At 62.8% G+C, this 6,995-nt stretch carries 6 protein-coding genes and 1 pseudogene; 5 read left to right on the top strand and 2 right to left on the bottom strand.

Annotated elements, in window-relative coordinates; translation table 11 throughout:
• Together EOA29_RS19970 and EOA29_RS19975 are read left to right on the top strand one after the other, a co-directional pair.
• Positions 1–491 (top strand): annotated as a pseudogene (locus EOA29_RS19970) (tRNA (adenosine(37)-N6)-dimethylallyltransferase MiaA); the annotation flags it as partial.
• A 124-nt stretch (positions 492–615) separates the two neighbouring features.
• Positions 616–1,407, top strand: a complete 792-nt coding sequence (locus EOA29_RS19975; RefSeq protein WP_126093151.1) for a GGDEF domain-containing protein — start codon at positions 616–618, stop codon at positions 1,405–1,407.
• Positions 1,408–1,659: 252 nt separating this feature from the next.
• On the opposite strand, the gene EOA29_RS19980 is transcribed toward EOA29_RS19975, so the two are convergent.
• Positions 1,660–3,489 (bottom strand): ATP-binding protein, encoded by a 1,830-nt coding sequence (locus EOA29_RS19980; protein ID WP_126093152.1) that lies wholly within the window; start codon positions 3,487–3,489, stop codon positions 1,660–1,662.
• A gap of 151 nt (positions 3,490–3,640) precedes the next feature.
• Between EOA29_RS19980 and EOA29_RS19985 the strand changes: the two genes are divergently transcribed.
• The 3 genes from EOA29_RS19985 to EOA29_RS19995 are packed head-to-tail and all read left to right on the top strand — an operon-like array spanning position 3,641 to position 5,073.
• On the top strand, positions 3,641–4,207 hold the full coding sequence (locus tag EOA29_RS19985) for an XRE family transcriptional regulator (protein WP_126093153.1): 567 nt from the start codon (positions 3,641–3,643) through the stop codon (positions 4,205–4,207).
• Positions 4,208–4,211: 4 nt separating this feature from the next.
• Positions 4,212–4,520, top strand: a complete 309-nt coding sequence (locus EOA29_RS19990) for a hypothetical protein (RefSeq protein ID WP_126093154.1) — start codon at positions 4,212–4,214, stop codon at positions 4,518–4,520.
• A 28-nt stretch (positions 4,521–4,548) separates the two neighbouring features.
• Positions 4,549–5,073, top strand: a complete 525-nt coding sequence (locus EOA29_RS19995; RefSeq protein WP_126093155.1) for a GNAT family N-acetyltransferase — start codon at positions 4,549–4,551, stop codon at positions 5,071–5,073.
• A 123-nt stretch (positions 5,074–5,196) separates the two neighbouring features.
• On the opposite strand, the gene EOA29_RS20000 is transcribed toward EOA29_RS19995, so the two are convergent.
• The coding region (locus EOA29_RS20000) for an NAD(P)/FAD-dependent oxidoreductase (RefSeq protein WP_127221339.1) at positions 5,197–6,995 on the bottom strand (1,799 nt) is incomplete at its 5' end.

Here is a 6,995-nt window from a genome sequence, read left to right on the forward strand (position 1 = left end):
CTTCGAGCGCCCGCACGATGCGCTGGCCGTCGGTCGCCATGCAGCTCAGGCCGACCGACGGCCAGCGCATCGTGCGGGCGCTCGAAGTGCTCGATGCGTCGGGGCGGTCGATCCTTGATTGGCAGGCGTCGCGCGGCCAACCGCTTATCGACCGCGACAGCGCGCGCTTCCTGGTGATCGAGCCGGATCGCGGCCAACTGGTGGCGCGCATCGAGGCGCGGTTCGACCAGATGCTCGACAAAGGCGCGCTCGACGAGGTCAGGCAGTTGATGGCGCTTGACCTCGCTCCGGACCTGCCAGCGATGAAAGCGATCGGGGTCCGCGAGCTGCGGTCTGCCTTGACCGGACAAATGAGTTTTCCCGAGGCGATCGAACGCGCCAAGGCCGCAACGCGCCAATATGCCAAGCGTCAGGCGACCTGGTTCAGGCATCAACTTGGCGCTGGTTGGCAGAGGCTTTGCCCAGGCGATGGACCAATCATTCCCGACTGATCATATGCGATTTCGATCAGGAACTTAGACTATCCGATGCGCCTCTCGTTCAAGTGGCCCGGGTTAACCGTCCGTAAGGCCGGGCATGCCATAACGACGATGGGTCGTAGTGCCGTGGGGAGCTATGCGTTTTCACAAGGCGGAATCCGCATTCTTCGTTTTTATTTTCGTGATCCTGGCCGCCGGCCTGGTGACCTTCCACGCCTATGGCCAATTGCAGGACATCGCGACCGATCTCGACACCGCGTCGCGTCTCGAAAGAATCATCTATCTCAACAAGTTGCTGTTCGTGACCGGCGCGCTGCTGGCCGCCGCATTGTTCTTCGGAATATTCTTCATCTATCCGCTGATCCGCGGCCAGGTGAGGGAAGAGGGCAAGCTGCGCGCCATGACGGTTTCGCTGAGCGCCCGCTCGCAAACGCTCGAGCAGGCGGCTCTCACCGATGGCCTGACCGGAATGCAGAACCGCCGCTATTTCGACGATGCGCTGCGGGAGTATCTCGATGAGTTCGGCCGCATCGACAAGCCGGTGGGGCTGATGATCCTCGACCTCGATCATTTCAAGCAGGTCAACGACACGCATGGTCACGATGTCGGCGACGAGGTGCTGAGGGCCGTCGCCACATGCCTGAGAGGCATGACGCGCTACCACGACGTGGTGGCGCGGCTTGGCGGCGAGGAATTTGCCGTGGTTACGCCCAACATGGACGCGGAACTGCTTGCCCGCTTCGCCGAGCGCATCCGCAAGGCCATCGCCAACCTGTCGATCCTATCGGGCAACGTGCGGCTGAAGGTCACCACCAGCGTCGGCCTTGCCGTCTGGGACCGCAATGAGAGCGCCGAGGATTTCTATCGCCGCGCGGACCGGCAGCTCTACGAGGCGAAGAAGCAGGGCCGCAACCGCGTCTGCGCCTAAATCCCATCACTGAATTCGTGATGCCGGCCGTATGCTGCCGTTTTCTGCGCTTCCGGCCTTCGCCGGCCGAAGCACTCCTGGTGGGGTCGTGGCAGTTAAGGCTACGGCCGGCGTAGGCCGGTGCTCACGGACTTTATGTCCGCTCCGCTCCGGTTCTCGAAAGCGAATCCACTCGGCTCAGCCTGACGAATTTCCTGACGGAATTTACCCATGCCTACCGGCGAAGCCGGGCCTAGAACCCTAACGTGGTATTCAATCGTTCTGCTGGCGCATGCCGAAGGTCGAGGGCTTCAGGCCGTAGCGCAGGTCGAAGTCGTCGTCCGGCTGCACGCGCGGCGCCGATGGCTTGCGGTAGTCGGGATCGCCGGCCTGACGGCCGGTATCGACCGCCTCGGCGAAGGCTATGGACTGCTGCGGTTTCGGCACGTTGCGCAGCCGCTCGACGATGCCGGCGAGATCGACGTCGTCGCCGGCTTCCGCGGGCAGCGTCTGCTCGCGCTTGGCCGTTCCCGGGATGAATTCGCGCGACAGTTTCTCGAATTTGAGCCGCATGGTCGTCGCCACGCCTTCACCGAAGGCGATCGCCTCGCGCTGGCCCATCGAGGACAGGAAGGCCAGTGTCGAGGCCGAGGAATCCGCGATCGCCGAGCGGATGATCGCCTGGTCCTGCTCGTTGGCCAGCCGCATGGCGAAGAAGGTCGAGCATTGCGACAGGATGGTCGGATCAAGCTCGCCCGGGCGCTGGGTGACGACCCCGAGGTAGCAGCCATATTTGCGGCCTTCCTTGGCGATGCGCGACAGAGCGTGCCTGGTCGGGGCGAAGCCGAGGCGCGGATCGGCCGGCATGTAGCGATGCGCCTCCTCGCAAAGCAAAAGCAACCGCAGCCGGCCCTCGCTCCAAAGCGCGAGGTCGAAGGCGAGGCGCGCCAGCACCGAGCAGACGGAATTGACAACCTCGGACGGCATGCCCGCCATCTCGAAGCAGGTTACCGGACGGCCATGGTTGGGGACGCGAAAGATGTTGCCGATCGTCTCGTGGATCGTGTCCTCGATCAGCCGCGAATTGAACATGAAGCGGTAGCGCGGGTCGGAGGCCGCCGATTCAATGCGCGTCTTCAGCGACTTCAAGGTCGGGCGGTCGTTCTTGCTCTCAAGCATGCCCATGCGCTCGTCGATCTGTTTGATGAGATCTGCGATGCGGTAAGGCACCGGCGTATCCGCGGTCAGCGCGTCGCTGCCGCGCCTGATGTAGCTGCCCGAACTGGGGTTGCGATAGAGGTTCTTGGCGGCCGGGATGAGGTCGCGGAGAACGTCGACTTCCTCCGGCTCGGTCTCGCGACCGCGAAACAGAACCTCGGCGAATTCCTCCAGCCTGAACATCCAGAACGGCAGGTCGAGCGTCTTGGAATCGACCTTCACGCAATATTCGGGAAGCGAGGCGGCAAACTCATTGTGCGGGTCGAGGATCAGCACGCGCAGGTCAGGGCGCGCCTCGATCGACTTGCGCAAAAGCAGCGAGACGGCCGTTGATTTGCCGACGCCGGTCGTGCCGACAATGGCGAAATGGCGCGCCAGCGTGTCGTCGATGGCAATGTTGGCGTCGATCGCCTCGTCCTGCGACAGCGTACCGATGGTGATGGAGTGCCGGCCGGCGAGATCGTAGACGGCCTGCAGGTCGCGGCTGCGGATACGGTGGGCTATGGCGCCGATATGCGGATAGGTGGTGATGCCCCGGTCGAAAACCGGCTTGGCGCCAGGTTCGGCACCGTCGCGCACCTCGCCGATCAATTCGATGCTGACCTCGATCGCGTTCTGGCCTTCGTTGCTCCAGACGCGGTCCGACTTGCCGATCGCATAGACAAGGCCGACGGTGCGCGTCGAGCCAAGGTTGATGGAGATCATCTTGCCGACGGTCCACAGGCCGGTGACCGTGCCTTCGGCATCCTCGGCGTAAGCGCTGATGGTGGCGCGCGCGCCATCGCACTGCACGACATTGCCCAGAATGCGCTTGTCGCTTTGTTGGCCGTCACGGCGCTCCTGCGAGGTCGGCTCCCCTACGGAGGCTTCGCGTTCAACAAACATCGGTGACCTGTCCCATTCCCCTCAAGGTCAAACCTATCCAATCGGGGTTAAGGTCGGGTGAGGTGGGATGGTGTAAGGCCTGTTAAGGCATACGCGAAAATTCGATCGAACAGCCCCTTTCGTCATCTTGGGATTTCGATATATTGGACGAATGGCTGATATATCGAAAGACATCACATCCACGATCGGCAAACGGATACGCTCCGAGCGGGACTTGCGGGGATGGTCTCTGGCCGAACTGGCCGAGCGATCGGTTGTCTCCAAGGCGATGCTGAGCGCCATGGAGCGGGGCAAGACAAGTCCGACCGCGGCGCTCCTTGTGCGCGTTGCGTCTGCTTTCGGCATGACGCTGTCGACACTGATCGCCCGCGCCGAAACGCAGGGCGGCGGTGTCTCCCGCAAGGACGAACAGCCGGTCTGGCGGGATCCTGCGACCGGCTATGTCAGGCGGCACTTATCGCCGGCCTCGCAGATGCCGCTCGAACTCATCAGGGTCAGCTTGCCTGCGGGCGCAAAGGTGAGTTTTCCGGCAGCATCCTATGCCTTCATCAAGCAGCAGATTTGGTTGATCGGCGGTCGCCTCGACTTCACCGAAGGCGATGTGCTGCACAGGCTCGAACCCGGCGATTGCCTGGCGCTAGGCGCCCCGTCGGACTGCACGTTCCATGCTCCCGGACCGGAAGCCGCCGACTATCTGGTGGCGCTGGTCAGGGGCTGACCGCATGGCGCGCCGGCCGAGACGTTCGCACAATGGCGGGCCGCCTCTCGACGATTATGAAGGACCGCCCTGGGGCAAGGGCGATGCCTACACCTTCCTCGCCTGGCGTGCCGCCCACGACAAAGCCTGGAAGGCGCCGAGCCAGACCATCATGCTGATGCGACTGGAAAGAGCCGAGCGGCTTGGCCTGACCTATGAGGAATACACGCTGGAGATCCTGGAGCGCGGGCGCCACCTCAGCGAAGACGATGCCGAGCGCATCGCGGAAATCCGCCGGGCGCGGCGGCGGAGACGAACAAGTCACTTCGAATGACGGCAGCCTTTACCTGGAGAACACCAAGATGAATTCCCCTGAAATCAGGGTGTTGGGCGATGATGCAGCGACCTGCGCGATGCTGGCCGATCTGTTGATCGAGACAGTCGCTGCCGGCGGATCGGTAAGCTTCATGCATCCCTTGTCGCTGGATGCAGCTCGGGAGTTCTGGTGCAAGTCGCTGGCTGCCGCCAAACGGGCAGAAAGGGCGGTGCTGGGCGCATGGGATGGCGAGACGCTTGTCGGCACCGTCACGCTCATTCTCGATTGTCCGCCCAACCAGCCGCACCGTGCCGAGATCGCCAAACTGATGATCCGGCTCGACCATCGCGGCAAAGGCACCGCGACCCGCCTGATGCGGGCCGCCGAGAAACTGGCCGTTGAGAATGGACGCACTCTGCTGGTGCTGGACACCGCAAGCGAGGAGGGCGCGGCCGGCCTCTACGAGAAACTCGGCTTCACGCTGACCGGCGAGATTCCGGACTATGCGCTGAAGCCGCACGGCGGGCTAACCGGCACGCTGATCTACTGGAAGCGGATTGGGCGAGATTGATAGTTCATCGGGTTACGTCAATATCGGCCTCCTCGTAGCGGGCGCGGCACAGTTCGATGCCCAAGGCAACATGACAGACGGAAGCCCGCAACCGGGCTTCCGTCTACCGCAAAGGGTCTGGCTTCAAGCCTTGTGATACACCTGCTGCAGCCCATAGACCGGAGTGGGCAAACCGACCTGCCTGGCTTTCAACTGCAGCGACAGATACTGAGAATAGTGGCGCGACTGGTGCAGGTTGCCGCCGTGAAACCATAGCGCTTCCTGCTGGGTCGGCTTCCACATATTGCGCTGCTCGCCTTCCCACGGGCCGGGATCCTTTGTGGTGTTGGAGCCGAGGCCCCAGACCTTGCCGACCTTGTCCGCCACTTCCTGTGAGATGAGGTCGGCGGCCCATCCGTTCATCGAGCCGTAGCCGGTGGCGTAGATCACCAGGTCGGCCGGCAGCTCGGTGCCGTCGACGAACGTCACTCCGGTCTCGGTAAGCTCCTGGACGGCGGCGCCGGGACCGCTCTTGAGCTTGATCGAGCCGTCGATGACAAGGTCGCAGGCGCCGACGTCGATGTAGTAGCCGGAGCCGCGGCGCAGATACTTCATGAACAGACCCGAGTCGTCATCGCCCCAGTCGAGCATGAACCCCGCCTTTTCCAGATCCTCGTAGAATTTCGCGTCGCGCTCCTTCATCTGCTGGTAAAGCGGAATCTGGAACTCATGCAGGATGCGGTATGGCAGAGAGGCGAAGATCATGTCCGCCTTGCGCGTCGTCATGCCGTTCTCGACCGCCTGCTCCGAATAGAGGGCGCCGAGGCCGATATCCATCAGCGTGTCGGACTTGACGATATGCGTGGACGAACGTTGCACCATGGTCACGTCGGCGCCTGCCTCCCACAGCGCCGCGCAGATGTCGTGGGCCGAATTGTTGGAGCCGATGACGACAACCTTCTTGCCGCGATATTTGTCCGGACCGGGATGGGTCGAGGAATGCTGCTGCTCGCCCTTGAAGATGTCCTGGCCCTTGTATTTCGGCCAGTTCGCCTTGCCGGACATGCCGGTCGCCAGCACGAGCTGCTTCGGTTTGAGCACGATTTCCTTGCCGTCGCGTTCGAGGACGACGGTCCACTCCTTGGCCTTCTCGTCGTATGTGGCGGATTTCGCGGCGGTGGAGCTCCAGTAGTTCAGCTCCATCACCTTGGTGTACATCTCCAGCCAGTCGCCGATCTTGTCCTTCGGCGCAAACACCGGCCAGTTCTTCGGAAAGTCGATATAGGGCAGGTGATCGTACCAGACCGGGTCGTGCAGGCAGAGGGACTTGTAGCGCTTGCGCCAGGAATCGCCGGGACGTTCGTTCTTCTCCACGATGACGGCCGGCACGCCGAGCTGCTTCAACCTGGCGCCGAGGGCAATTCCGCCCTGGCCGCCGCCGATGATGACGACATAAGGCTGCCGGGAGTGGCCGAGTTCGGCGATCTCGTCGTCGCGCTCTTCGCGCCATGTCTTGCGGCCCTTGCCGTGGCCGTGCTTGGCGCCGAGCGGACGGGTGAAGCCTGCCTTCTCTTCATGGCCCTTCAGCTCCGCAATGGTGGTCAGCAGCGTCCAGATCAGCTCGCCCTTGAACCGAACAAGACCAAAGCCGCGCGCCACGTCGGTTTCAAAAGTGATCCAGGCGGTGGTGATGCCACCATCCTCTGTCGCTTCCTCGCCCTTGGCCACTGTCCAGCCGGTCGGTTTGGTGTTGGCCAGCGTCGCCTGCAGCATGTCACGGATCTGGTCGCGGCCCTCCATGGTTTTCAGGTTCCAGGTGAATGTAACGAGGTCGCGCCAGTAGCAGTCTTCCTGGAAGCAGTTGACGGCGGCATCGATGTCACCGGCTTCGAGCGCCTTGCCGAATTTGTCGAGTAGCGCCTGCGCCTTGGTGGTGGGTGTCC

The organism is Mesorhizobium sp. M1E.F.Ca.ET.063.01.1.1, assembly GCF_003998155.1.
GTDB lineage: Bacteria > Pseudomonadota > Alphaproteobacteria > Rhizobiales > Rhizobiaceae > Mesorhizobium.

Coding starts and splice junctions, on each gene's coding strand:
- EOA29_RS19985 (WP_126093153.1), top strand. CDS start 3,641: ATGGCTGATATATCGAAAGACATCACATCCACGATCGGCAAACGGATA.
- EOA29_RS19990 (WP_126093154.1), top strand. CDS start 4,212: ATGGCGCGCCGGCCGAGACGTTCGCACAATGGCGGGCCGCCTCTCGAC.
- EOA29_RS19975 (WP_126093151.1), top strand. CDS start 616: ATGCGTTTTCACAAGGCGGAATCCGCATTCTTCGTTTTTATTTTCGTG.
- EOA29_RS19980 (WP_126093152.1), bottom strand. CDS start 3,489: ATGTTTGTTGAACGCGAAGCCTCCGTAGGGGAGCCGACCTCGCAGGAG.
- EOA29_RS19995 (WP_126093155.1), top strand. CDS start 4,549: ATGAATTCCCCTGAAATCAGGGTGTTGGGCGATGATGCAGCGACCTGC.